The organism is Algoriphagus antarcticus, assembly GCF_002150685.1.
Lineage (GTDB): Bacteria > Bacteroidota > Bacteroidia > Cytophagales > Cyclobacteriaceae > Algoriphagus > Algoriphagus antarcticus.
Window position 1 is genome coordinate 11,708 of sequence record NZ_MSSW01000013.1, and the last position, 23,286, is coordinate 34,993.

A 23,286-nucleotide genomic window follows, 5' to 3' on the forward strand; every position below is an offset into this window, starting at 1 on the left:
CAACAAAAGGATGAGTAACGCAATCAAAGAAACAGATTTTCATTTTCCAGGACAGCAGGGATTTTACAAAGGTAAAGTTCGCGATGTCTATATGTTTGACAAAGAATTGATTGTAGTAGCATCTGACAGAATCTCCGCTTTTGACGTAGTTCTTCCAAAGCCAATTCCTTATAAAGGTCAGGTTCTTAATCAAATTGCCGCGAAATTTCTTGCCGCTACGGCTGATATCGTTCCAAACTGGGTCACTTCAACTCCAGATCCGAACGTAACGATTGGTATTCGATGCGAACCTTTTAAAGTCGAAATGGTAATCCGAGGTTATATGTCCGGTCATGCTGCCAGAGAATACCAAGCTGGTAAGCGTACTATTTGTGGCGTAGAGATGCCAGATCACATGCGTGAAAATGATCCTTTCCCAACCCCTATCATCACTCCTACTACGAAAGCTGACGAAGGGCACGACGAAGATATTTCGAGAGAAGAAATCCTGAAGCAGGGAATCGTAAGTGCGTCTGACTACGAGCAACTAGAAAAATACACGAGAGCCCTATTCCAGCGAGGTCAGGAAATGGCCAATGAAATGGGGTTGATCCTAGTGGATACCAAGTATGAGTTTGGTAAAGTTGGAGATAAAATTCTCCTAATCGACGAAATTCATACACCCGATTCTTCCCGTTATTTCTATGCAGATGGCTATGAAGAAAACCAAGCGAAAGGCATTGCTCAGAAACAACTTTCCAAGGAATTTGTTAGACAATGGTTAATTTCGAATGGTTTTCAAGGCAAGGATGGACAATCTGTGCCTGAAATGACTGACGAAATTGTAGAAAGCATCTCTGATCGCTATATTGAGCTCTTCGAAAAAATCACGGGTGAGAAATTCCAAAAAGCAAACACAACAGAAATTGAGTCTAGAATCGAAAAAGCAATCCTTTCACATCTAGGCCAAAAGATCAACTAACTTATACTATGAAATCGAGCATGTCACAAGCGACACATAGAGGGATGTCCCGATAACTATCGGGATAACCCTGCGAGATTCCATGTGACCTTTAAAAAAACAACAAACAAACACATGAAATATTCAATTGATAAAAAAGAACAGTATGTCATCTTCACTCCAAAGGAGGAAAAATTGGATTCATTACTTGCTCCAATTTTAAAATCAGAATTGTTGACGATTCACGCTGAAGGCTTCGAAAATCTTGTTTTGGACATGAGCGAAGTGAAGTATGTTGATTCATCTGGACTAAGCGCTTTGCTAGTTGGAGACCGTGAATTCGGTAAAAATGGTGGTGTTTTCATTATTTCGGGCGTTCAGGATCACGTGATGAAACTATTGAAAATCTCCATGCTTGACAAAAAATTAAACTTGGTAAGCACTCTTGAAGAAGCCAGTGAAGCCATCTTCATGCATGCAATTGAAAGCGGAGAAGAAGAGGAGGAGGAAGGTTGATACCGGACTTTGAAGTCACCATATTAGGAAACACATCTTCCATCCCTGTTCATGGAAGGCATCATACTGCCCAGGTCGTTAGATTTGGGCAGGATTTTTTACTGATAGATTGTGGTGAAGCGATGCAGCTTCAAGCTCGTGCTTTCAAGATCAAAGTCTCTAAGATCAACCATATATTCATTTCCCATCTTCACGGAGATCATTATCTAGGTTTAGTTGGTTTGCTTTCCAGCTATAATCTAGCAAAGCGCGCTACCCCCCTGACTATTTTTGGTCCGAAAGGGCTCGATGAAATCATCATTACTAATTTCAGGTATAGTAATACCAGACTAAATTACCCTCTGAATTTTGTGGAAACACATGACGATGGGCTGCATTTATTGCTAGAAGATAAGCACTACGAGGTATTTAGCTTTCCGTTGAAACATCGACTTCCTACCACTGGATTTCTGATTCGTGAGAAAGCAGGACTTCGAAATATGATCAAGGAAATGCTTCATCAAGCTCCTATTCCCTTCGCCGCAATCCAAGTTCTCCGCTCGGGAAATAATTATACCGACGAAAATGGCAATCTGTTCAAGGTCAAGGACTACACTTACCCGCAAGCGCCTTTGCGTACTTACGGCTATTGCTCTGACACGATTTTCAACCCAGAATTAAAACAATACCTTAAGAATGTAGATTTACTTTATCACGAATCTACTTTTATGGAAGATAATAAGGAACGTGCTGCAGTGACATTTCACAGCACAGCAATGCAGGCAGCTGAGGTAGCCAAAGTCAGTAAGGTCAAAAAGCTGCTTTTGGGTCACTATTCTTCCAGATATGCACATTTAGAGCCACTGCTCGATGAGGCAAAAAGTGTATTTCCAGATAGTTTTTTGAGTGAGGAAGGTCTGACTTATTCTATATGAACAAAACTCAAAACTCCCGTAAGACCAATCTTTTTATTATTCTGGGAAGCATTTTCCTGACCAATGCGATTCTTGCTGAGATCATTGGCGTGAAGATTTTTTCTGCTGAGAAAACACTTGGTTTTGATCCGGTCAACTGGACTTTTTTCGGGGAATATTTATTGGATTTCAATCTGACTGCTGGTGCCGTAATCTGGCCCGTTGTCTTTATTAGCACCGATATTATCAATGAGTATTTTGGTAAAAAGGGTGTAAAGAAAATCTCATTTATAACAGCTGGACTGATTGCTTATGCATTTATCGTGATCATGATTGTAACCAAATTGGTTCCTGCCGATTTCTGGTTAGACGTAAATGCAACTACTCCTGATGGAGAAAGCTTTAATATCAGCTATGCGTTCAACACCATTTTTCGCCAAGGACTTGGGATTATCATTGGTTCACTCACAGCATTCCTACTGGGACAATTGATTGATGTCTATGTGTTCCAAAAGCTAAGAGCCGTCACTGGGGAAAATAAGATCTGGCTCAGAGCAACAGGATCTACTTTGGTCAGCCAGTTTATCGATTCATTTGTCGTACTGGGAATCGCATTCTACATTTTCGGAAACTGGAGCCTAAGTCAAATCATCGCCGTAGGAATAATGAATTACATCTACAAAATGACTGTGGCGATTGCTCTTACTCCCCTACTTTACCTCGCACATGGGATTATTGACCGTTACTTGGGCGAACGACTCGCTGTCGAAATGATGGAGGAAGCGAGTGAGAATAAGTCGTTTTTGTGAGTTTGGATTTAATCGAAAGATTTAAAGATTGAAAATTTACTCGCTGAAGAAATTGGCTAATTATTTGAATATTTTGGAATAAGGAAAACATTAAGTCTACATATCTCATGAACTGACTTGAAGAAATCACTTTTAAGTCTATCAAATGAAGATAAAAAGGAACTCTTTTTTCGAGGAATAAAAGGTAAGTAGTGATAAAGTGCTGAAACTAAAATCATTCATTGTACATCAGAAAAATCTCTAGCCAAAGATTGGCTTTTCAAAGAAGAAGATGAGAAGTGGAAGGATTTGTAAAATGTGATATCGTAGTCGTTTCTTTTACCTTCTCAGATTTGATATCCGTGTGTTCCGTTGATCTACTAGTTTTAAATCCAGATTACTGATCGTGCCTTTGGCACTCTATGCATCTTTAAAATTCTTTTGAACCCAGAATTTCATTATGGACTTTTACAGGTCTTGCCCTTGGCAAGGGTTCTAAACCATAGTTTTGTGCTTGTGCCAACGGCACAACCGGTATCAGTCCCGAATACAGCGAAGCAAAATTCAGAGATTTGGGATGATATAATAAATTTGCGAGTACCAAAGGCACGATCAGTATTTAAAATCATGTTCCTGACAAATTATTATTCTTGAAAAAACCAGACTATCTCAGCCAAACCAAATTTTTATGTACTAAAACCATCAAATTTTAACGATTATTCTAAATACTTTAGAATACAGTTTGGTGTTCTAAATTATTAATCCTACTTTTGCACCGTCAATAAGACAAATAACAATTTTTCGTGCCGTGAATTCCTTACTGTCGCTTGTCGGGATATTTATTAGGACCGAATGGCAGGGAAATTAAGGAAACATCATGGATCAAACACTCAAGTTCTCAGACTTGGGAATTTCTTCAGAAATTCTTAAGTCAGTGGAAGAGATGGGCTATACCCAACCTTCCCCAATTCAAATTCAATCAATCCCCTTTATCCTACAAGGTAGAGATGTCATAGGACAGGCTCAAACCGGTACAGGTAAAACAGCTGCTTTTGGTATTCCAATCATCGACTTAGTCGATCCGGATATGAACAAGCCACAAGCAATCATTCTTTGCCCTACTCGTGAACTTGCTGTTCAGGTAGAAGGTGAAATCCAAAAACTTGCTAAGTATCACAGAGCAATCAATTCTGTAGCTATTTACGGCGGTGAGTCTATCGATCGTCAGATCAGAGTACTTCGTAAAGGAGTTCAGATCGTAGTCGGTACTCCAGGTCGTGTGCAAGATCACATCAACCGTGGTACGTTGAAGCTTGACTCAGTAGGCATCCTTGTTTTGGATGAGGCTGATGAGATGCTAGACATGGGTTTCAGAGATGATATCGAGGCGATTCTTCAGGAGATGCCTAAAGAAAGACAGACAGTATTCTTCTCTGCTACTATGGCCAAGCCAATTATGGACTTGACTAGAAAGTATCAGACGAATCCTGAAATTGTCAAAATCGACAAAAAGGAACTTACAGTTTCTAACATCGAGCAAACATATTACGAAGTCAAAAATCCATTGAAATTGGAATTGATGGCTCGTTTAATGAACGTTCACAACATCAACCTCAGCGTAGTATTCTGTAATACGAAGAGAATGGTGGATGAAATTACCGAAGGCTTGATCGCCAGAGGAATCGCTGCTGATGCACTTCACGGTGACCTTTCTCAAGCGCAACGTGACAAAGTAATGGGCAAATTCCGTAAGGGACATTGCAAAGTATTAGTTGCGACTGATGTGGCAGCAAGAGGTATTGACGTGGAAAATGTAGAGGCAGTATTTAACTTCGACCTTCCATTAGACGAAGAATATTACGTGCACAGAATAGGTCGTACCGGCCGTGCAGGTAAAAGCGGTAAAGCTATCAGCTTTGTGACTGGTAGAAGAGATAGCTTCAAGATGAGAGATTTGGAAAGATACACCAAGGCTACTATCACGAAGATGTCCCCTCCTTCTGCTGCTGAATTGATCGAATTGAAAAAAGCAAAATTCATCAAAGACGTAACAGAGCAAGTGGAGAAAGTAGAAGACAATCAAATCTTCGAAGCAACTATCGGACAGATGCTTGCTGAAGGACTTACACTTGATCAAGTTGCAGTTGGTTTGATCAAACTAGTAATGGGTTCTTCTGTTAAAGAAATGGCAGATCAGAACTTTAGCATAGATGCATCAGGTGGAGACCGTAGAAGAGACGGTGGACGCGATGGCGGACGTGACGGAGGAAGAGATCGCTCTAGCAGAGGTGATCGTGGAGATCGTTTCGGTGGTCGCAATGAAAGAGGCGGAGAAAGAGGCGGCGAGCGCAGAAGAGAATTCGGAAGCCGTGATGGTGGATCTAGAGATGGAGGCAACAGACCGGAAAGAGTTCGTGAAGCAAATATGACTCGTCTATTCTTGAACCTTGGTTCTAAAGATAGAATCCGTCCAAATGATATCGTAGGTGCAATTGCAGGTGAAACTGGATTACCCGGACGTAGCATTGGCGGAATCGATATCTATGACAACTTCTCTTTTGTGGATGTTCCTTCCAAAGATGCCGATCAGGTAATCAATGGAATGAAGAACAACACCATCAAAGGCAAGAGTGTCAGCATGGAAGTTTCAAAAGGTTAATAGGTTATAGGTTTATATGGTACTAAAGCACATTTCCTCAGGGAAATGTGCTTTTTTTGTGTCTAAGTAATTTTGCCAATGCAGCTCTTTTTTCAAGAAAACATCACTCCTCCCCTAATCAGTCTGGAACCTGATGAATCCAAGCATCTCTGTCGTGTGCTTCGCAAAAAGCAAGGTGATAAAGTGTTTGTGACAAATGGAGCAGGCACGCTATATGAATGTGTGATCTTAGAAGCGAATCCTAAAAAAACTAGTCTGAAAGTTCTACACACAACTGAAGTAGAAGAAGATAATTTCCACATTCATCTAGCCATCGCTCCAACCAAAAGTCCAGACCGTATGGAGTGGATGGTGGAGAAAATCGCTGAAATTGGATTCCATGAACTCACACTTTTGGAAACAATGAACTCCGAAAGAAGCTATCTTAAAACCGATCGATTGGAGAAAAAAATCATTTCAGCCTGTAAACAAAGTTTGAAGTATAGAATTCCCACCCTTCACCCAATTTCACAACTGGATGAAATCTTAGATTCAGATGAATTTGAAGATTATCAGAAGTTCATCGCATACGTGGATGAAAATCATACTCATCATTTGTTTGACAGTGCAGAAGCAAAAGGCAAATACCTGATTCTAATTGGTCCGGAGGGCGATTTTGATCCTAGAGAAATTCAAAAAGCATTTGATAGAGAGTTTAAGCCAGTTTCTTTGGGTAGAGCAAGACTGCGGACTGAGACAGCTGGATTAGCTGCAGTTCAAATGCTGCAAACACTAAATCGATAAAATAATCGTTTTTTTCTTGATGAGATAAAGTTCATGTTGAGGAAACTATGGCATTTTCATTAATTTAGAGTCAAAGACAATTTTTACCGTGCCATACAAAGAGCGAGAAATAGAAAAGAAGTATCATTCCATAGGAGAAGTAGCGCAACTATTCAAAGTTGCGCCTTCGTTGATTAGATATTGGGAAGGTGAGTTTGATATCATTCGTCCAAAAAAGGATAGAAAAGGCAATCGTCGCTATACCAAGATTGACATCCAGAAGATCAAGTACATCTATCATTTGGTGAAGGAAAAAGGATACACCCTTCAGGGAGCCCAGGAAGTAATCAAATCAGGGAAAGATCAAGGATTTGATAAGGTTGAGGCGGTGCAAAGGCTCCAGGAAATCAAAGATTTTTTAATAAATATCCGGGACGAATTCAATGCAAAATCAGGAGGATGACGATTTACGATACTTTCTAGCATTAGCGCTAGCGCCAAAAATTGGTCCTGGAGTATTTAAAGCCATAATAGCGTATTCAGGCTCAGCGGCTCATTTTTTCAAACTCCCAAAAGGAAAAGTTGCCAAAACTCCAAAAGTTGGAGAGAAACTACTTGCACTTCGAAATCAAGAATCCGAATTGCTCCGCACAGCCGATGAGCTAATCAATAAGTGCGAGAAGAAGCATTACACTATCCTCACGTCACTTCATCCTGACTTCCCACAGCGATTCAAAATGCAGGAAGATAGTCCTGTGGTGATTTTTGCACTAGGCAAAACCAATCTGAACTTTGATCGAACGATTGGCATAGTAGGAACCCGAAGTGCTACAAGCTATGGGAAATCTGCGACTCGGAAGATCATTGAAGATTTAGCCATTTACCAACCTGCGATTATTTCTGGTCTTGCTTATGGTATAGACATAGAGGCGCACCGGGCAGCTTTAGCTGTTGGACTGCCTACTGTCGCTGTGATGGGATCACCAATAGATCGAATTTATCCAGCTGTACATAGAAAAACTGCGGAGTCAATTTTAGAAACCGGTGCTTTGATCAGCGAATATGCGCCTGGAAGTACGATGGTTCCAGGTAATTTCCCTGCAAGAAATAGGATAATTGCCAGTCTTTCGGATGCATTGATCGTGGTAGAAGCCGCGGAAAAAGGCGGAGCATTAATCACTGCAGAGATCGCGTACAGTTATGACAAGGATGTCTTTGCTGTGCCCGGAAATCTACAATCTCAATACAGTGAAGGCTGCAATCTGCTTATCAAGAAAATGAAGGCTAATATCTACACTGGGCCAAATGATGTGGCTGAAGCACTTTTTTGGAGCAAACCCGGAGAAGTGAAAACTCAAAAGCCCCAACTCGATTTCACAAATCGCGATGAGCAAGAGCAAGCAATTCTTACCCTTTTGCAGGCCAAAGGAGAAGTAGAAATTGATTCAATGAGCATCACCACAGAAATACCGATTGGCTTACTTTCTTCGAAACTTCTGGCATTGGAATTTGAGGGGATTGTTAAGTCATTGCCGGGGAAAAAGTATAGGTTGTTAGTTTGATTATTAGGATTAAAAACCGACCAGCTCATCTAAGAAAGAAGATGGATCTTGTCTATTATCGAAGATTGTGATTACAATAATTTTATCCTTTTCAATCTTATAAAAAGCAGATGTTTGTTTAGTAAGTACATTCTTCTTAAGCCTTTTTTCAAGGTTGATTCTTCACAAGATTCAGGAAATATTGTTAACTGAGAGAATTTCCGAGTTACATTATTCAGAAAATCCTATATCACTTTAACAGACCATTCCGCTTCTAAATAATCTAAAAGCAACTCCAGTTTAACAGCTGCCAATTTGGTCAACTCTATTTTCACGAAACTTTACTAAGGAAATCATCCCATGAAACGGTCTCTCCTCTTTCTGCTTGTGCTAGTCCTACTTCTATTTCCTTTTTTTGATTTTCAGTTAATTCATTCCAAAAATCAGATTCCTCATCTTTCAGAATGGCTGAAATTTTTCTCAACAAAACTTCATCAGATACAGAAATAATTTTTTTGATCAACTCAGATTTCAATGATTCCATAAGGATAGTATTTAGATTGATATTAAAATAGAAATTCTATTTCAAAATAAGGTGTTAATTTACAGAATTCAGAGAGTTTTGAAAAGCTCACATTTTGCTTACCCTACACACCTTAAGGATTAAAAACAAACCCAGCCAACTTCATCGCCTCTCCAAATTCAACTTTATTAAGCTTTAGATCGAAGCCCGAAGCTTCCAAAGTCTCTATCATGACCTCGGTTGCCATATTACCTACCAACTCATCATCGGCCATCGGGCATCCACCGAAACCTTTGAGCGCTCCATCAAATCTTCTACAACCCGCTTTAGCTCCTGCTCTTACTTTGGCTCCAATATCTTCTGGCCTGCTGTGCAGATGTGCTCCAAATTCTATATGAGGAAAAGCAGAAATCTGAAGGCTTAGCAAACTCGCAATCAAGGCTGGATCAGCCACTCCTATCGTATCAGATAAAGAGATTATTTTCACCCCCAACTGCTCCAATTTCTCTACAAATCCCGCAACCAATTCTGGTGAATAAGAATCCCCATAGGGATTTCCAAACCCCATACTCAGGTAAGTAACCAGCGTTTTCCCTTTTACCTCGCAGAGATTCTGGATCTCCTCTACCGTGATCAATGCCTGCTTAATGTTGGCATTCGTATTTCTCTTTTGAAAAGTCTCCGATACAGAAAGTGGAAAACCCAAGTAATCAATCTCGGGAAAATGCATAGCATCCTCAGCTCCTCGCACATTGGCAACAATTGCCAGAAGCTTACTCTTAGAATTATGAAGATCCAATAAACTCAGTACCTCAGCCGTATCGCGCATCTGGGGAATAGCCTTCGGACTCACAAAACTCCCAAAATCAATCGTATCAAAGCCTACTTCCAGCAATTGATTGATATAGGCAGCTTTGATCGCCGTATCTATAAACTCGGGAATTCCCTGCATCGCATCCCGTGGACATTCTATCAATTTAATCATAGTGCCAAGTTACCAAAGATCACTAACTCTCTTGATGATATTTCAGTGGAAGCATACAGCTATTGATGAAATCCGGTACCATTTTCTATGCTTAGGATCACTATCCTTTTTAGCCCAAATGCCTAGAACATGGAAAAGTTGGGTAATAATGCTCATAAACTGGGGAAAATAAGAAACTTCATTGTTTGCTTCAAAACTGTCTAAAAAAGGCGATTAAAGCCATTAAACGCACTTTTTACTCGGTACACACTTCTCAACGAAAGATTGGAAACAGTATTGCATGAATATGTTTGGAATAAACCACCAAAATCTTACAAACAAACCTATCTAAAAATGAAAACTAAAGCAACTTTAATTATCGGAGCAGCAGTAGTAGCAATGTATTCTTGTGATACCAAAAACTACACTGAACAAGATCGAGTAGAAGTTACCACTAACTTAGAGAACTACGTGGACAGCGTTGAGAATGCCGTTCAGATGGTTCCTGTACACAATTGGTCTATGATAGATGAACGATATGACAGCTTGGATTCCAGAGCAGAAAAGGTTTATAATGACCTTGAAGTTGAAGATGACAATCTGGAAATGATCGAAGAACGGTACGAGCTTGCTGTGAAAAACGGTAAGGCTGAAGCTGATAATTTCGATAGAACTGCCAAGATGCACATGGAAAATGTAGAGACTTGGTGGGACAAAACTTCCTCTGACATAGAAAAAGGCACAAAAAGAACAGCAGATGATATCGAAGAGGCCACTCAGGAAAGCATGACTTGGCTAGAGCAAAACTTTGATAACTTAAGTGATGATTATAAAAAGAAATATGAAGATATCACTATGAACTTAAATAAAGACTAAAAATAACTAGCTAATAAATAATTAAGGGCGCATTTAGCGCCTTTTTTTTTATGTTTTCAATCCGTTAGCTTAAACATCACTGGAAGTCTCGCCTTCCATATTTGTGCGGTTCCATCTAGCGTGAATGGAGTCCATAAATCTTTATAGTTCTTGACCGCTCTCAAGGCTTCTTTCCCAAGTGATGCATGAATTTCCTCAGGGTTTGCAACTTCTGGGTTTAAAATCTCACCATCTTCTGATAAATCAAAAGCTATTATCACTTTGCCTTCTTGATTAGCTAACCGGGCGTCTACAGGATATCGGAGTGTTTTTGCTAAATAAGCATTCCAGCCTGCAATGCCGTCTTTTGGTAAGCCCTCTCCGAGTATCGGTTTGGAAGTAATTTCTCCAGACCCCGACAAATACTTTTCTAAAACTACCTCCTCCGCTAGAGTATTTACCTCCGATTTGAGATTACCATTATCATAATACTCTTTAATTAACTCTTCATCCGTGACAAAATCTCTCTTGCAAGTATACTTTAGCTTTCCATTTTCATAAAATCTCATGGTTAGTTCTGCTTAATTCTCGCCCTTTTCGTCTTTAATCAGCGTGTATTGAGAGATTTTAACTTTATCATTTTTACTATAGGTTTGAGTTTTCAAACTGAAAGAATCATCCTGAAAAACTTTATAGTAATTGTACTCATAAAGCAAGGTATCATAGACTTGAAAAAAGTGTTTATTTAAAAACTCCAAGCGCTGAGCAGTGAGGGAATTAAAGGACAGGGCCGTAAATAAAGCAGCAAGTAAGACTAGTTTCTTATGGATAAGTATATGCCCTAAATCTAGAATATTTCCTTGGCAATTTTATACGTGGTATCTGCTTTACTCATGGTGTAGAAATGCAATGATGGCACCTTCTTTTTCACCAATTCTTTGCACTGCTGAATAGACCATTCAATCCCCACATCCTTGACTTCCGCGTTGGTTTTGCACTTTTCCAATTCATCCATCAATGGATCTGGCAAGTCCAAAAAGAATGTTCTAGGAAGCATGGTGATCTGCCCCAAAGTAGAGATCGGTTTGATTCCAGGAATGATTGGAATCGTAATACCAGCAGCACGAACTTGATCCGCAAATTCAAAGTATTTCTGGTTATCAAAAAACATTTGAGTCACTATGTACTCTGCTCCTTTATCGACTTTTTCTTTCAAATGTTTCAGATCAAACTTCAATGAAGGGGCCTCATAATGCTTTTCAGGATATCCTGCCACTCCTACACAGAAATCAGTTTGAAAACCGATTTCAGTTTCTTCATGTAAATAACGCCCTTGATTCATTTTCACGATCTGCTCTACCAACTCACTGGCAAAGCCATGACCTTCTGCTTCAGGTATAAATTTCCCTTCAGTCTTAGGAGCATCTCCTCGAAGAGCAAGTACATTTTCTACTCCGATGAAGTTTAGATCGATCAGTGCATTTTCTGTCTCTTCTTTAGTAAATCCCCCACAAAGAATGTGAGGTACTGCATCCACATGAAATCGGTTCATCATCGCCGCACAGATCCCTACTGTTCCTGGACGCTTCTTCGTGCTGATTTTCTGAAGTAATCCATTCGGGTGCTTCTTGTAGATAAACTCTTCTCTATGATAAGTCACATCTACAAAAGGAGGTTTGAAATCCATTAAAGGAGCTATTCCTTCAAGCAATTCCTTCAGACTTTGGCCTTTCAGCGGTGGTAGTATTTCAAAGGAAAACAGCGTGTTTTGAGCATTTCCTAAGTGTTCGGTTATTTTCATCTGTTACTAATTGATTTTTTATGGTTAGATAGCCTGTCCCGAACTCCTTTCGGCAGAATCTCGCAAGGTTATCCCGATAGTTATCGGGACATCCATCTATGTGTCGCTTGTGTCACGCTCGATTTCATGAAGTAGGTTCTACTAGAGTTAAGTTAGGTTGATAGGCCAGATTTGGGGACAATAAACGCTCAGCATCACGAAGAGCAATCCCTTTGCGTTCTGCATAGCTTGCCACTTGATCTTCTCCTATTTTGCCTAGTCCAAAATATTTACTTTCTGGATTGCCAAAGAAATATCCAGAAACAGAAGAAGTAGGATACATCGCATAGCTAGAGGTCAATTCTATTCCAATCTCTTTCTCCATATCCAAAAGCTGAGAAATAGTCACCTTCTCCGAGTGCTCCGGACATGCGGGGTATCCTGGCGCAGGTCTAATACCAGGATATTCTTCCCGAATCAAAGAATCATTTTCCAAATTCTCATCCTGAGAATAGCCCCAATATTCCTTCCTCACAAGTTCATGAATATACTCCGCGGAAGCCTCAGCAAGTCTATCTGCCACTGATTTGAACATGATATCATTATAATCATCTCCATCTTTTTGGAACTCAGCAAGCTTGGTTTCCATACCAGTACCTGAAGTCACAGCAAAGCATCCCATATAATCTGTCTTCTCAGGATGTAGATAGTCAGCTAAAGATCGATTGGGCACGCCCTTTCCTTTTTTGCCTTGCTGTCGCAAAAAATGAAAGTTTGCTATCTGATCACCATTCATATCAAATACTGCGGCATCATCTTCTGATCGCTGCACTGGGTAAAGTCCAAATACTGCATTCGCAGAAAACCACTTCTCCGCTATTGCCTTGTCAAGCATTTCATTCGCATCATCATAGACTTTCTTGGCTTCAGCTCCCACTACAGGATCAGAAAATATCTTTGGGAATTTACCGCTCAGCATCCAAGTACTGAAGAAAGGAGTCCAGTCGATGTATTTTCGTACAACGTTCAAATCCAAATCTTTAAGGACAGTTTTACCTAGTTTTTTCGGCACGACTGGCACATAGGAATCCCAGTCAATTTCCACCGGATTAGCTTTCGCTTGCTCGTAGGTGATTAATTGTTTCAGTGATTGTTTGGCCTCGTGTTCTACCCGAAGTTCCTTATAGATTTCTTTGTATTTCAGTCTGTAGGCTTCCTTGGTTTCCTCAGAAATAGCTTCCCCCGCGATAGGAACGGATTTACTTGCATCCATCACATGGATGACTGTCCCACTATAAACTGGATCAATCTTTACAGCTGTATGGATTCTCGAGGTCGTAGCTCCTCCGATGAGTAATGGGATCTTGATTCCCTGACGCTCCATCTCTGAAGCCACGTTTACCATTTCATCCAAAGAAGGCGTGATCAAGCCACTCAGCCCGATAATATCAACTTTATTCTTTACTGCTTCGTCGATGATTTTCTGAGCGTCGACCATTACTCCTAAATCGATGATTTGGTAACTATTACACGCTAAGACCACTCCCACGATATTCTTTCCTATATCATGGACATCGCCTTTCACAGTTGCCAAAAGGATCTTTTTAAGGGAAGATTTCTCCTGCCCTTCTTCAGGCAAAGGCATAAATGGCTCTAAATATGCCACAGCCTTTTTCATCACTCGGGCAGATTTCACCACTTGAGGAAGGAACATTTTTCCTTCACCAAAAAGATCACCCACCACATTCATCCCGTCCATCAATGGACCTTCGATCACCTTCAGCGGATTTTTAAACTCTAATCTCGCTTCTTCTGTATCTTCTACGATAAAGTCCAAAATCCCCTTCACTAGCGCATGTTCCATTCTTTTGGAAACAGGATCTGAACGCCATGCTTCATTGACAACTTCTTTCTTATCCGCTGACTTTACTGTTTCTGCAAAATCAAGCATTCTTTCAGTAGCATCTTCTCTTCTATCAAAAAGTACATCTTCTACCCTTTCTAGCAAGTCCTTTGGAATGTCATCATAGATCTCCAACATGGTCGGATTTACAATACCCATATCCATTCCGCTTTTGATCGCATGGTACAGGAAAGCCGCATGCATCGCTTCTCGCACAGGATTATTCCCTCTGAAAGAAAAACTCACGTTACTAACTCCACCACTTACTTTGGCTCCAGGAAGATTCTCCTTGATCCATTTGGTGGCATTAAAGTAGTCCAAAGCGTTTTTACGGTGCTCATCCATTCCAGTAGCAACGGGAAACACATTGGGATCAAAAATAATATCCTGAGGACTAAACTTCACTTGATCCACAAGGACTCTATAGCTTCTCTCACAGATTTCAATTCGTCTTTTGTACGTGTCAGCCTGCCCAGCTTCATCAAAAGCCATCACCACGACTGCTGCACCGAATTTCTTCACTGTTTTGGCTTGCTCGATAAATTCCGCCTCGCCGTTTTTCAGGGAAATAGAATTGACTATCCCTTTTCCTTGCACACATTTTAATCCTGCCACGATAATCTTCCATTTGGAACTATCGATCATAATCGGGATTCGGGAAATCTCAGGTTCTGAAGCTATCAGGTTTAGGAATTTGACCATCGCAAATTCACCATCAAGCATTCCTTCATCCATACATACATCCAGCACTTGCGCTCCGCCTCGTACTTGATCCAATGCTACTTCTAGCGCGTCATCATAGTTCCCATTTAAAATCAAGCGTGCAAATTTCTTTGAACCAGTGATATTGGTTCGCTCGCCTATGTTGACAAAATTGATTTCGGGGGTAAAAACCAGAGGCTCTAAGCCTGATAGTTTCATGTAATTAGTTCTTGCCATCTTCTCAGTCCAACGTTTCTTCTAATTCTTCTTCTTGTATTTTTCTAGGCTGGAAATTAGCAGCCATATTCGCCAGAGCTGTGATATGCTCAGGCGTAGTCCCGCAGCATCCGCCCAGAATATTTAGCATTCCTTCTTTCAAAAAGTCTCTCACCTGATCAGCCATTTCACTTGCTCCTTGGTCGTACTGACCAAATTCATTTGGAAGGCCGGCATTAGGATAAGCACTCACATAAAATGGTGCTTTTTGAGCCAGCACTTTCAAATAAGGCCGCAATTCCTTCGCTCCCAAAGCACAATTCAATCCAACTGAAAGTAAAGGCACGTGAGATATGGAAATCAAAAATGCTTCCGTGGTCTGTCCAGACAAGGTTCTTCCCGACGCATCAGTAATTGTCCCGGAAATCATAATTGGAATCCCGCCATCCTTTGGGTCCAATGGAATACCTCTCTCCTCATATACTTCTTGAATGGCATACAAAGCGGCTTTAGCATTTAAGGTGTCAAAAATCGTTTCCACCAAAATGATGTCTGCTCCGCCATCCAACAATCCCCTAACTTGCTCAGCATATGCCTCTGCAAGTTGATCAAAAGTGACCGCTCGATACCCTGGATCATTCACATCCGGTGAAAGTGATGCTGTTCTATTGGTCGGGCCAATAGCTCCAGCTACGAAACGAGGTTTCTCAGGGTTCTTGGCAGTGAATTCGTCTGCTACTTCCCGAGCCAGCTTCGCTGATTCAATATTAATAGCATAAGCTAAATGAGAAAGCCCATAATCGGCTTGAGCGATAGTAGTTCCTGAAAAGGTGTTGGTTTCTATAATATCAGCTCCTGCTTTGAGATATTCCGCATGAATATCCCTGATTATCTGAGGTTTGCTCAAAGACAGGAGATCATTGTTACCCTTCAGAGATTTAGGATGTGAGGCTAGTTCTGGAGTTCGAAAATCCTCCTCTGTAAGGGTATAGCGTTGGATCATGGTTCCCATGGCTCCATCGAGTATCAAGATTCGCTGAGAAAGTTGTTTAAGTAGAGGTTCCGTTCTGTTTTGCATACTAAATTTTTTGTTAATCAAAAAGCTTGTCGAGCAAAACACGGAGAGAAATATAAAGTTCTCGTCCGCTCATCTGTTCCCGAATAATCGGGATGGGAGTTAGCACCTTATTTTCAGGTTGCTAAGACGTCGTAGGGCCCTTCCCTCGGTCTTTCTCGATAAGCAACCTAAAGGTAATAGCATTTTGATAATAAAACAGGAGAATCGCTTAAAAGGACTTAGTAAAAGCTTAATTAAATTGTCAAAAGAACAAAGTCATGGCCTTATCCCAATCCCAAAACTCAAATAAGGTCCTGCCATAAAACTTGACATACTAAAATCGCCAAGTTTGTATTTGGCCAGAGGGACTTCATAGCCTGCTGCTGCTGTAAACACCAAGTCAAAAAGTTTTCGTTTAGTCATAGGGATACCATATTCAGCAAAAATCTCTGGTTTCAGCATTAGCCCACTATTTTTCAAATATCCATCAAACTCTCTCTGCTCAAATAGCTCTGGGAAATCAGGTTTATCTTCAGTCATAAGTGTATAGCGGATATTTCCATAACCAACTCCTGCTAAAGCTCCAAATCCAAAATTTCTATATTCAATCAGATTGTACCCCAAATTCCCATAGACTCTTAGGCTATTTAATGAATGCTTTTTGTCACTGCTTGCATTACCGCTCATCGCTAGGTTGTAGAGCTCTGCACCATATAGAAACTTCTCTGCATTACCCAATATCCTCAATCCCCAGTTGGAAGGGGTACCTTCTAACGGATTTAGACCTGCATCTTCCAACTTGACATTGAAGTCTTTTGCATTAGTGAAGTGAACGCCTCGAATCAATGAAATACCGATGCTCGCATCCTTGTAAAAATAATTTCGATCGGGAAGAGAGATTCCAGCACCTACTCGCACGAAAGCGCCATTCTGAGTATTATCAAAATTGATCCCGTTCATATTCCATTTTCCTGCCAACGGACTAAAAGAATAACCCAATTTGGTAATGATCTGTAGTGCTTCAGGTCTGCCAGGCAAGTCAAAATCATAACTCAACTGAAAGCCAATTTCTGTAAGGAAATTACCATAGTGGAACGTTCCTCTTTGGATATCTTTTTTCCTGAGAACAAACCCGTGTTCTGGCCTAACCAAAAATTCATCTAAATCATCTGGTCGCTCTGAAGGCAACATTTGAAAATTGAAAAAACCAACTCCCAAGGACATGAAATGGATCAGCTGAAATCGCGACTCTTCAGTAAATGCGTAACCAACATTTAACAGTGCTCGTGAGGTCCTGTAGTTAATTGAAAAATCGTCGAGCTTACTTACTCCTCCTCTATTATGTAATACATCAAGCCCAAGAACAAAATCGTTGATTCTAGCCTGATAGCCTAATCCTACAGTTTGGTATCTATTCCTTAAGCCAGATAGGCCACGGTCTTCCAGCATTTTGTCAAACTGATTGAGTTTGCCTCCAGAAGTACCCACCAAAGCATAGAATGTAGATCGCTTGGTCATTAATTGCTGAGCCTGGGCATCCACACCACTAAAAAAAAAGAAAAGGAGTAGTAAGAATCTATTAAAAAGGGGCATTGAATAGTCGATTTGTATTAAGCTGGGGAACTCAAACCTGACAGGCAAAATTAATGCTAGACCTGAATCAACTGAGATCTTTCGGATTAAGATATTCAGTTAATTTACCATATAGTCCTTCGGGAGTAAATGGTTTTTCTACAAAAGCATCAATCCCGATTTTTTCCATCTCGTCTTTAATCTCGTGATAAGAAGTAGCGGAAAGAACTAAAATCGGAACTTTGCTCTTGTTCAAATCCTTGTTTCCCCTGATCCATTTCGCTACCGCAAACCCATCTAACACTGGCATCTGAATATCCAAGAGAATGATATCAAAGTCTCCAAGCTCGAACTGATCTATTGCCTCTTGACCGTCCGAAGCAATGACAAGATTACTCACTTGCCATTTTTTCAGGAATTTCTTAATCAAGATTTGATTTACCAGATTGTCTTCTGCCACCAAGATTGAAGCATCCTGCAAGGATTTCCTTTTAAACTCTAGCTGGTGAGTATTTGAAAAAATATTTTCTTCCACACAAATAAATTTCAATGAAAACTCGAAAATAGTCCCAACACTGAGAGTCGAAGAGACTTTGACTTTCGAACCGTGAAGTTCTACCAATCTTTTTACAATAGCTAATCCCAGTCCCGTACCTCCAAATTTACGCGTGGTGGAAGTAGAAGCCTGAGTGAATGCTTCAAAAATAGAAACCATCTTTTCCTCCGAAATCCCAATTCCAGAATCTTCTATTCTAAAGTTAATTTCGCATTCATTACCCTCTCTGTTTACTAACTGCAAACTAGTTTTGACCTGTCCTTTATTTGTGAATTTGATCGAATTGGAAAGTAAGTTATTTACGATTTGACCTATCCGTATCGAATCACCCAAAAGATTTTGCGGAATTTCCCCGTCAATTTCGGTGCTTATTTTCAATGCCTTTTCCTTGGCTTGAAAACTATAAGAATGTACAATCCGATTGACTAATACCTTCAGATTAAATGGGACATTTTCCAATTCTATTTTTCCAGCATCAATTTTATTAAAATCCAGTATATCATTGATCAAGGCCATTAAATTCTCGGCAGAAAACTGCAGTGTCCTCAGATTTTCCAACTGATCGGCTCTTGGATTATCCTCCATGAGGAAATGTGCTAATCCTATTACAGCATTCATAGGTGTTCTAATCTCATGACTCATAATCGAAAGGAATTGAGACTTCGCCATTGATGCCTGCTCTGCCCTTTCTTTTGCCTTAAACAAATCCTTTTGAGCTTGTTTTAACACCGTAATATCTCTGGCAATACCCGTGTAATATCGCATATTTGTTTCGCGTTCTACTACCATTCTTCCGTTAGAACTAACCACTCTATATTCTCCATTTTTATGTTTCAGGCGGTACTCCAAATACTGATTTTCTGCCAAAAAATCACTGACATCCCCGTGCATTGATTGGAAAACATCAAAATCTTCTGGATTCAGGTAGTCAAGAATACTAGTGCCGATTACCTGTTCGGAATCATATCCTAGAAACTGCTTCACGTTTGGAGAAATGTAATTCAGCACAAGTTTATCAGAAAGTGAAAAGATAATTTCAGTGGATTCCTCTACCAGTGTTCTGTACTTTACCTCAGATTTCAATAGATCTTCTTTTGTCTTATGATCCTTCATAAATTTCTCAGAGAGAAATTTCATTTCATGAGCTCTGACTATTAAAAATCTAACGCTATAGTCCGACGGGAGATTAGTAAATGACCACTCGTATTGCTGATTATCAAAGACTTTTGGGACTAGTGAATCTAAGACAGCATTTTTAGGAACTTCACCTGTTTCAAAAAAATTATTAAGTGACTTTACCAACTCATTGTCTTTAAATACGTCCCTCCATGAATCAGAGATTGGGACGAAGTTCGCTACAAAAAATTTGTTGAAAAATATTATTTCTTCAGAATCTAAGACGAATAAAGGAGCATTTATTTCATCGAAAACATCAGAGATGTCAAATTGACTGAATTGATTCATAGGTACAAATTCTCAAGAAATTCACGACTACTATTCAGGAATTTAGGGTTTATATTCAACTCCAACATCATAAAAATTAAGATTCCATTCAAAATAGTTACCGACAGAGTTCATTCTTTTATCTCACTTCCTCCTGATACCGGCTAGACAAAAAGAGATCTATACTTCTTTTCCCACAAACCTTTTGACTTGCAAATTCGTGAAGGCTGATAATTCTATAAATTTTAAAACTACTAACTGATCGTGATGATTGTAACAACCACTAACACACTTGATGGCTACACCGTGGAGCAGTACCTTGGCATTGTTTCTGGAGAAACCATTATTGGAGCCAATGTATTTAAGGATTTTTTCGCAAGCATCACCGATATTGTCGGTGGACGCTCTTCTGCTTATGAGCGAGTACTGAGAGAAGCAAAATCTACTGCGATGGCAGAAATGGAAATGCAAGCGAGAGCATTCGGAGCAAATGCGATAATAGGAATTGACTTAGATTATGAAACAATCCGTGATGGGATGCTCATGGTCACAGCAAGTGGCACTGCAGTGAAAGTGCTAAAACACTAAAATTTGAGTCCTGAATTTTCAGGACTTTTTTATTTCCATTAAGACTTTTTCTGCAGTTGTTTTTTTACAAAAATGATCCCCCACGATCACGTTGGGTGCTGTTTTACACATATCCATGCATTTAGTTTTGATAAACTTACAGCTTCCTCTATGCGGTGCCTGAGCGGTAATTTCCTTCAGTTCCTTATATAGCTTTTTTGCTCCTGCTTTTTTACAATCGGAGCCAGTGCATATAAATATTAATTTTCTTGAATGTTTCATTATCCTGCTGAAATAGCCTGCATCATCAAACCGCATAGGTAGGCACCATAAGTTCCCGCAGCATATCCTAACACTGCCAAAAGCACACCAACTGGCGCTAGGGAAGCGTCAAAAGCCGCTGCCACAATAGGTGCAGATGCTGCTCCGCCTACATTTGCCTGTGAGCCAACTGCTACATAGAAGAACGGAGCTTTGATTATATATGCTACGATGAGCATAATTAATATATGGAAAATCATCCAAACGATACCTACGACGAATAAAAGGGGATTATCAAACACCGCTCCCAAATCCATCTGCATACCAATCGTAGCTACTAACACATATAGTAATACGCTTCCCATGCGAGAAGCTCCCGCACCTTCTAACTTTCTTGCTTTAGTAAACGAAAGTAAAAGTCCGGCAGTAGTAGCGATCACTACTATCCAGAAAAAAGGTGAATCCAGCGAATATTGTTTTAAGCTGGGATAATTTTCCCCGATAAAAGGCGCAATATAATCTGCTATAAGATGTGCAAATCCAGTCACGCCAAAGCCAACTCCAAGTATAATCATGGTGTCGGACAAACTTGGAATCTTCATAATGCCCTTTCTGAATTCTTCAATCCTATCTCGCAGTTCATAGATTTTGGTACTATCAGCATTGAATAGCTTATCTATCTTCTCAGGCTTGGCCGCCCAGTAAAGCAAGACCGCCATCCAAAGATTTGCCACCAACACATCCACCGCGATCATCTGACTGAAAAGTTCCGGGCTGGGACCAAATACCTCCAACATAGCAGTTTGATTTGCTCCCCCACCTATCCAAGAACCCGCAATGGTAGACAAACCTCTCCATACTTCATCTGGTCCACTTCCTCCCAATAAATCAGGAAACACAAATCCAACTGTCATCAACGCCAAAGGCCCTCCCAGCATAATACCTACAGTCCCTGCCAAAAACATGGTCAGTGCCTTCGGTCCAAGCTTCAAAATTCCTTTGATATCAATACTGATCGTAAAAAGAACCAGAGAGGCTGGAAGTAAATACCTGCTGGCTACTTTGTAGAGTGAGGAACTCTCTCCCGAAATCAATCCAAATGAATTGGCGAGTGCGGGAATGAAATAACATAGAAGTACGGTAGGAACTACCCCGTAGAATTTCTTCCAGAATGGTTTGTCACTTGCTGAAGTGGCAAAAATGACAGCCAGAATTGCCATAAGCAATCCAAAAACTACAGCATCATTTGTTAGTAAAGGGGTATTTTCTTCCATTATATCCGGGGTAATCGACTGCAACAATACCAACAAAAGGCCAAAAAGCCCAAAGTCTAAGCCTTTCCGTTTTCGAGAATTTGCAGCAATTCACTGAGAATCATCGCTGTGGCACCCCAGACCATTTCTTTGTCAACTTCAAAATATGGCGTGTCCAAGCGAAAATTATTACTGAATTCCAAAATTTTTTGCTTACGAATAGTAGGTTCATAGAGAGTACTGACGGCAGTTTGGATGATTCTCGCGACTTCTTTTTCTTCTGCAACAAAATCCGGAATCACCTCAGAATATCCCAGAACTGGAGTTACCAAAAAATTACTCGCTGGGATGAACAAATCACTCATTCGACCTATCAGTTTGACCTGTTCAGGCAAAATCCCAACCTCTTCCCATGCTTCCCGAAGGGCAGTTTCTATTTCATCTTCATCTTCCTCCTCCATTTTTCCCCCCGGAAAAGCAATCTGTCCACTATGAACTCCAGGGTAAACAGGTCTTTTGATCAGTGGGAAAAACGCCTTGTCTCTGTCGGGATAAAGTAGAATCAAGACTGACCCTTTGCGATGGTTGTCAGGAAGTTTTGAGTCAAATCGCCTCATATCCACAGGACTGGGCGACATGGAAAGTTGCGCTTCTCTGCCCGGAAGTGGGTATTTCATTCCGTTTTCTAGCAAATTCAAAACGCTTTTGAAATCCATATTAGCTCAAATCTACCTGCTTGATTTTCGAATTAAGGTAGGACTGCGGTTCATAAGATAGTGAAACTTTTGCAAGTCGAAACTGCTTCAATTTATGCTCATTTACATTGATGAGCCAAGCCATCGGTCTATATCCTGCCTCTTCCTGAAAAAAGCCAAACACTAGGAATTCTTGCTCGTTCAGCCACATTCCTTCTTCAAACATCCCAGAAGGTCCCATGAAAAGCAACCTTTCTTTCATACCATCTTCTTTATACCAAACTACTTCTGAATCAGGATTGAGAAAAGGTTGATCAATAGCGTCTTGTGCTTCGATCTTATAACTATAGATATCTATGGTTCCATTTCCAGTTGGGTGAGGAAACTGATAGGGAAAAAGTGGATCTCCTTTTAGGATCGGATTTCGCTCAGGCATTTCCATCGGATCGATAGAATCGGTCATCACCAACTCAAACTGAGACGCATCAAAAATCCCAAGGTCATTACTCCAGTGTGTATGCCAATTCTTATTTTGTGCCAATCCCAGATCAAGCTGAGCTTTGTTCCGAATCAATTCTTCATCATCAATTGAGCTATCTCCAACACGCTCTTCTGCTCCTTTCTCCTTGCTTTCACAGGAAAAAAACAAGCAAGAAGCAACAATAACTGCGGCAAAATAAGTAAAAGTGAATTTTGGGCTCCTCATGTAAGTTTTAATTGAGAAGGTTAAGCTAAGTCTTGGCAACTAAAAAACAAAAAAGGTTGGGACATTGACCCAACCTTTTCCTGCTCTCAAACCTATTAAACCTATTGTAGATATTCGTTTTATGAATACCTCCG

The 23,286-nt window shown here is 40.3% G+C and carries 22 protein-coding genes and 1 riboswitch; of the genes, 10 read left to right on the top strand and 12 right to left on the bottom strand.

What is annotated here, in order from left to right:
* Positions 1-10 precede the first annotated feature (10 nt).
* The 8 genes from BVH04_RS07410 to dprA all read left to right on the top strand — a co-directional run bounded on the left by BVH04_RS07410 (position 11) and on the right by dprA (position 8,120).
* Complete coding sequence (locus BVH04_RS07410; protein ID WP_086540844.1) at positions 11-961, top strand: phosphoribosylaminoimidazolesuccinocarboxamide synthase; 951 nt, start codon at positions 11-13, stop codon at positions 959-961.
* A 114-nt stretch (positions 962-1,075) separates the two neighbouring features.
* The gene (locus tag BVH04_RS07415) at positions 1,076-1,456 is read left to right on the top strand and encodes an STAS domain-containing protein (protein WP_086540845.1); all 381 of its coding nucleotides are present in this window, start codon (positions 1,076-1,078) and stop codon (positions 1,454-1,456) included.
* Positions 1,453-2,370, top strand: a complete 918-nt coding sequence (locus BVH04_RS07420; protein WP_086540846.1) for a ribonuclease Z — start codon at positions 1,453-1,455, stop codon at positions 2,368-2,370. The genes BVH04_RS07415 and BVH04_RS07420 overlap by 4 nt, the downstream gene beginning before the upstream one ends.
* On the top strand, positions 2,367-3,158 hold the full coding sequence (locus BVH04_RS07425) for a queuosine precursor transporter (RefSeq protein ID WP_086540847.1): 792 nt from the start codon (positions 2,367-2,369) through the stop codon (positions 3,156-3,158). The genes BVH04_RS07420 and BVH04_RS07425 overlap by 4 nt, the downstream gene beginning before the upstream one ends.
* A gap of 856 nt (positions 3,159-4,014) precedes the next feature.
* Entirely contained in the window at positions 4,015-5,796 is a 1,782-nt protein-coding gene (locus BVH04_RS07430; RefSeq protein WP_086540848.1) for a DEAD/DEAH box helicase, read from the top strand.
* Between the two features lie 78 nt (positions 5,797-5,874).
* Complete coding sequence (locus tag BVH04_RS07435) at positions 5,875-6,579, top strand: RsmE family RNA methyltransferase (RefSeq protein ID WP_086540849.1); 705 nt, start codon at positions 5,875-5,877, stop codon at positions 6,577-6,579.
* Positions 6,580-6,667: 88 nt separating this feature from the next.
* Positions 6,668-7,021: a MerR family transcriptional regulator gene (locus BVH04_RS07440; RefSeq protein WP_086540850.1), complete on the top strand. Its 354-nt coding sequence runs from the start codon at positions 6,668-6,670 to the stop codon at positions 7,019-7,021.
* Positions 7,002-8,120: a DNA-processing protein DprA gene (gene dprA / locus BVH04_RS07445; protein WP_086540851.1), complete on the top strand. Its 1,119-nt coding sequence runs from the start codon at positions 7,002-7,004 to the stop codon at positions 8,118-8,120. Before BVH04_RS07440 ends, dprA begins: the two co-directional genes overlap by 20 nt.
* A 310-nt stretch (positions 8,121-8,430) precedes the next feature.
* Here the strand turns inward: dprA and BVH04_RS07450 are convergent, their stop codons facing one another.
* Together BVH04_RS07450 and BVH04_RS07455 are read right to left on the bottom strand one after the other, a co-directional pair.
* Positions 8,431-8,643, bottom strand: coding sequence for a hypothetical protein (locus tag BVH04_RS07450; RefSeq protein WP_086540852.1), 213 nt, complete (start codon positions 8,641-8,643; stop codon positions 8,431-8,433).
* A 112-nt stretch (positions 8,644-8,755) separates the two neighbouring features.
* Positions 8,756-9,607, bottom strand: a complete 852-nt coding sequence (locus BVH04_RS07455; RefSeq protein ID WP_086540853.1) for a hydroxymethylglutaryl-CoA lyase — start codon at positions 9,605-9,607, stop codon at positions 8,756-8,758.
* Positions 9,608-9,940: 333 nt separating this feature from the next.
* Between BVH04_RS07455 and BVH04_RS07460 the strand changes: the two genes are divergently transcribed.
* Positions 9,941-10,462: a hypothetical protein gene (locus BVH04_RS07460; protein ID WP_140160542.1), complete on the top strand. Its 522-nt coding sequence runs from the start codon at positions 9,941-9,943 to the stop codon at positions 10,460-10,462.
* A gap of 56 nt (positions 10,463-10,518) precedes the next feature.
* On the opposite strand, the gene BVH04_RS07465 is transcribed toward BVH04_RS07460, so the two are convergent.
* The 6 genes from BVH04_RS07465 to BVH04_RS07490 form a co-directional block, all read right to left on the bottom strand.
* Complete coding sequence (locus BVH04_RS07465) at positions 10,519-11,010, bottom strand: energy transducer TonB (RefSeq protein WP_086540855.1); 492 nt, start codon at positions 11,008-11,010, stop codon at positions 10,519-10,521.
* A gap of 278 nt (positions 11,011-11,288) precedes the next feature.
* Positions 11,289-12,242 carry a methylenetetrahydrofolate reductase [NAD(P)H] gene (metF, locus tag BVH04_RS07470; protein WP_086540856.1) on the bottom strand — a complete coding sequence of 318 codons (954 nt, stop codon included), beginning with the start codon at positions 12,240-12,242 and terminating at the stop codon, positions 11,289-11,291.
* Between the two features lie 124 nt (positions 12,243-12,366).
* On the bottom strand, positions 12,367-15,063 hold the full coding sequence (metH, locus tag BVH04_RS07475) for a methionine synthase (RefSeq protein WP_086540857.1): 2,697 nt from the start codon (positions 15,061-15,063) through the stop codon (positions 12,367-12,369).
* Between the two features lie 4 nt (positions 15,064-15,067).
* Positions 15,068-16,120 (bottom strand): homocysteine S-methyltransferase family protein, encoded by a 1,053-nt coding sequence (locus BVH04_RS07480; RefSeq protein ID WP_086540858.1) that lies wholly within the window; start codon positions 16,118-16,120, stop codon positions 15,068-15,070.
* Between the two features lie 66 nt (positions 16,121-16,186).
* Positions 16,187-16,285, bottom strand: a riboswitch (SAM riboswitch).
* A gap of 90 nt (positions 16,286-16,375) precedes the next feature.
* Positions 16,376-17,692: a hypothetical protein gene (locus BVH04_RS07485; RefSeq protein ID WP_240510868.1), complete on the bottom strand. Its 1,317-nt coding sequence runs from the start codon at positions 17,690-17,692 to the stop codon at positions 16,376-16,378.
* Positions 17,693-17,759: 67 nt separating this feature from the next.
* On the bottom strand, positions 17,760-19,691 hold the full coding sequence (locus BVH04_RS07490) for a PAS domain-containing hybrid sensor histidine kinase/response regulator (protein WP_086540859.1): 1,932 nt from the start codon (positions 19,689-19,691) through the stop codon (positions 17,760-17,762).
* 246 nt (positions 19,692-19,937) lie between these two features.
* Between BVH04_RS07490 and BVH04_RS07495 the strand changes: the two genes are divergently transcribed.
* A complete protein-coding gene (locus BVH04_RS07495) occupies positions 19,938-20,258 on the top strand; it encodes a YbjQ family protein (RefSeq protein ID WP_086540860.1) in 321 nt (106 codons plus the stop codon).
* A gap of 18 nt (positions 20,259-20,276) precedes the next feature.
* Here the strand turns inward: BVH04_RS07495 and BVH04_RS07500 are convergent, their stop codons facing one another.
* The 4 genes from BVH04_RS07500 to BVH04_RS07515 are packed head-to-tail and all read right to left on the bottom strand — an operon-like array spanning position 20,277 to position 23,152.
* Positions 20,277-20,555: a (2Fe-2S) ferredoxin domain-containing protein gene (locus tag BVH04_RS07500; RefSeq protein ID WP_317045489.1), complete on the bottom strand. Its 279-nt coding sequence runs from the start codon at positions 20,553-20,555 to the stop codon at positions 20,277-20,279.
* A complete protein-coding gene (locus BVH04_RS07505; RefSeq protein ID WP_086540862.1) occupies positions 20,519-21,772 on the bottom strand; it encodes a DUF819 family protein in 1,254 nt (417 codons plus the stop codon). The genes BVH04_RS07500 and BVH04_RS07505 overlap by 37 nt, the downstream gene beginning before the upstream one ends.
* 56 nt (positions 21,773-21,828) lie before the next feature.
* On the bottom strand, positions 21,829-22,467 hold the full coding sequence (locus BVH04_RS07510; RefSeq protein WP_086540863.1) for an NUDIX hydrolase: 639 nt from the start codon (positions 22,465-22,467) through the stop codon (positions 21,829-21,831).
* A gap of 1 nt (position 22,468) precedes the next feature.
* Positions 22,469-23,152, bottom strand: a complete 684-nt coding sequence (locus BVH04_RS07515; RefSeq protein WP_086540864.1) for a hypothetical protein — start codon at positions 23,150-23,152, stop codon at positions 22,469-22,471.
* Positions 23,153-23,286 lie beyond the last annotated feature (134 nt).